We start from the raw sequence: 3,322 nt of genomic DNA, 5'->3' as shown, positions 1-3,322 counted from the left end.
GCTCGGGCCGATCCCGGTCGCGCCGCCGCAGCGCCGCAGCGGGCGGCGACGACGTCGCTGGGAGTGATCGGGCTCCGGCGGGCCGAGCGGGCCTCAGTGGGCCGAGCGGGCCTCAGTGGGCCGAGCGGGCCTCAGTGGGCCGAGCCGCGCCCCAGCGGGCCGGTGGGGCCGACAGGGCCGACTTCAGGGCCCGGACCAGGGCCTGCGCCCGGGGGTCCGCGGTGACCGACCTGGCCAGGGCGTTGGTGACGTAGCCGAAGCCGATGCCCGCCTCCGGGTCCGCGAAGGCCAGGGAGCCGCCGCGGCCGGGGTGGCCGAAGGAGGCCGGCGAGAGCAGCGGGGAGGCCGGGCCGTGCAGCATGTAGCCGGCGCCGAAGCGGGTGTTCACGACGAGCACCCGGTCCGGCCCGGCGGAGTGCTCCCGGGCGGCGAGCGCGGTGGTGGCCGGGGTGAAGATCCGCGCGCCGTCCTCGACCACGCCGATGGTGGCCCCGTAGAACCGGGCCAGGGCTCGGGCCGTCCCGATGCCGTTCGAGGCGGGGAGCTCGGCGGCCCGGTAGGCGGGGTCGTTCTCGTCGGGCAGCGGGTCGATGGCGGCGAAGGCGCGGCGGGTGAGGGAGTCCGGGTCGGCGTAGGCCTCGGAAACGTTTCGCCGCGGCCGGGTCCGCAGCATGCCCGCGCTCTCGGGCGGCTCCACCGGCGCCACCCGGCCCACCCGGTGGGTCTCGGTCTCCGGCAGGCCGATCCAGAACTCCAGCCCCAGCGGTTCGGCGATCTCCTCCGCCAGGACCGAGCCCACCGTGCGGCCGGTCGCCCGCAGCACCAGCTCGGACAGCAGCCAGCTGTAGGTCTGCGCGTGGTAACCGTGCTCGGTGCCCGGCTCCCAGGAGGGCTGCTGCGCGGCGACCGCGCGCGCCCCGGACACCCCGTCGGCGGCCTCGGCCGCGCTCAGCCCCCGGTCCAGCGCCGGTATGCCCGCGCGGTGCGCGAGCACGTCGCGGACCAGGATCCGCTCCTTGCCGCCCGTCTTGAACTCCGGCCAGTACGAGCCCACGGGCGCGTCCAGGTCCAGCAGCCCGCGCTGGTGCAGCAGCAGCGGCACGGCGGCCGCCACGCCCTTGGTGGCGGAGCGGACGATCTGCGCGGTGTCCTCGGCCCAGGGCTCGGTGCCCTCCGCGTCCCGGGTGCCGCCCCACAGGTCGACGACCTTGCGGCCGTCGCGGTACACGGCCACGGCCGCGCCCCGGTCTCCGAGCACCTCGAAGTTGCGTACGAACGCGTCTCTGACGGGCTCGAAGCCCTCCGCCACCGTCCCGTGGACTTCCACGTCTACTCCCAGCACCTGCCGCGGCGCCCCGACGACGCCCACGTCAGAGTGCAACACCCGCCGGACGACCCTGCTTCCCGGGTCTCCCGGAGCCCCGCCCCGGCGCCGGTCAGTGCGCGGGGTGCGTCAGAAGGGGCGTGCGGGGGTCGAAGCCGAACGGGAGCTCCAGCCGGTGGGCCCGCATCAGCGTGTCGTCGCACAGGAGCTCCTGCGTGCGGCCGTCCGCCGCGATGACCCCTTCGCTGAGGATCACCGAGCGCGGGCACAGTTCCAGGGCGTACGGCAGGTCGTGCGTCACCATCAGCACGGTCACGTCCAGCGAGCGCAGGATGTCCGCGAGCTCACGGCGCGAGGCCGGGTCGAGATTGGACGAGGGCTCGTCCAGGACCAGGATGTCGGGCCGCATGGCCAGAACGGTCGCCACCGCGACGCGGCGGCGCTGGCCGAAGGACAGGTGGTGCGGCGGCCGGTCGGCGAAGTCCGCCATCCCGACCTGGTCCAGGGCCGCCCGGACCCGCTCCTCCAGCTCGGCGCCGCGCATTCCGGCCGCCGCCGGGCCGAAGGCCACGTCCTCGCGCACGGTCGGCATGAACAGCTGGTCGTCGGGGTCCTGGAAGACGATCCCGACCCGGCGGCGGATCTCGGCGAGGTTGCGCTTCTCGACCGGGAGCCCGGCCACGGCCACCGATCCGAGCCCGCCGCCGAGGATGCCGTTGAGGTGCAGCACCAGCGTGGTCTTGCCCGCGCCGTTGGGTCCGAGCAGGGCGACCCGCTCGCCCCGCCCGACGGTGAGGTCCACGCCGAAGAGGGCCTGGTGGCCGTCCGGGTAGGCGTAGGCGAGGCCCGCGACTTCGAGGGAGGGAGTACGGGTCTCAGCGGTACTGGTCACAGGGCTACTGGTCACAGGGTCCATCCCATCAGACAGACGGCGAGCGCCGTCACCGGGAGTACGGCGGCGCCCGCCCACTGGGCGCGCGTGGCGGCGACCTGGTCGATCACCGGCATCGAGCCGGTGTAGCCACGGCTGACCATCGCGAGGTAGACCCGCTCGCCGCGCTCGTACGAGCGGATGAACAGCGCGCCGGCGGTCTTGGCCAGCACCCCCCAGTGCCGGATTCCGCCGGCCTCGAAGCCGCGGGAGCGGCGGGCGATGGACATCCGGCGCAACTCGTCGCTGATCACATCGCCGTAGCGGATCATGAAGGAGGCGATCTGGACGAGCAGGGGAGGCAGCTTCAGCCGTTGCAGTCCCAGCAGCAGGGCCCGCAGTTCGGTCGTCGAGGCGAGCAGGACGGAGGCGGCCACCCCGAGGGTTCCCTTGGCGAGGACGTTCCAGGCACCCCAGAGGCCCGAGACGCTGAGCGACATGCCGAGCACCTGCACCCGCTCGCCCTCGGCCACGAACGGCATGAGCACGGCGAAGGCGACGAAGGGCACCTCGATCAGCAGCCGCCGGAGCAGGAAGCCGGCCGGGATCCGGGCGACGGCGGCCGCTCCGGCGATGAGGACGGCGTAGAGGCCGAAGGCCCACACCGCCTCGCGCGGGGTGGACACGACGACCACGACGAAGGCCAGGGTCGCGGCCAGTTTGCAGTGCGGGGGCAGCTCGTGGACCGGCGAGTGGCCGTGCCGGTAGAGCTTGTGGGCGTGACCGGCCCCCATGTCAGCCTGCCGAGACGGAGGTGGAGGCGGAGGTGGCGGTCAGGTCTTGCGTCCGGCGGCGGCGCACGGCCCAGAAGATCCCGGTGCCCGCGACGACGGTCACGCCGACGCCGATCACCCCGGCGAGGCCGCCGGACAGGCGGGCGTCGTCCACGTCCTTGACGCCGTAGTCGGCGAGCGGGGAGTTCGCCGCGGCGTGCTCCTCGACCTTCTCGTCGATCCCCTTGTCCGCGGCGACCTTCTCCAGGCCGTCGGGGTCGGCGGAGGCGTAGAAGGAGACGAATCCGGCGAGCACGAGGGCGGTGACCAGGCCGGTCACCCACACCTTGCGGG

The 3,322-nt window shown here is 74.3% G+C and carries 4 protein-coding genes; all 4 read right to left on the bottom strand.

The genetic code is table 11. The features are described from left to right. Positions 1-112: 112 nt before the first annotated feature. The gene (locus ACWGIU_RS33435) at positions 113-1,327 is read right to left on the bottom strand and encodes a serine hydrolase domain-containing protein (protein ID WP_453711861.1); all 1,215 of its coding nucleotides are present in this window, start codon (positions 1,325-1,327) and stop codon (positions 113-115) included. 109 nt (positions 1,328-1,436) lie between these two features. Continuing rightward, positions 1,437-2,240: an energy-coupling factor ABC transporter ATP-binding protein gene (locus ACWGIU_RS33430; RefSeq protein ID WP_453711860.1), complete on the bottom strand. Its 804-nt coding sequence runs from the start codon at positions 2,238-2,240 to the stop codon at positions 1,437-1,439. Continuing rightward, on the bottom strand, positions 2,228-2,989 hold the full coding sequence (gene cbiQ, locus ACWGIU_RS33425; RefSeq protein ID WP_453711859.1) for a cobalt ECF transporter T component CbiQ: 762 nt from the start codon (positions 2,987-2,989) through the stop codon (positions 2,228-2,230). Before cbiQ ends, ACWGIU_RS33430 begins: the two co-directional genes overlap by 13 nt. Before the next feature lies 1 nt (position 2,990). After that, on the bottom strand, positions 2,991-3,322 hold a 332-nt coding region (locus ACWGIU_RS33420; RefSeq protein ID WP_453711858.1), incomplete at its 5' end, for a PDGLE domain-containing protein.

This window comes from Streptomyces sp. NPDC054840 (assembly GCF_053611065.1).
This window is presented reverse-complemented; position numbering and strand designations above follow the sequence as displayed.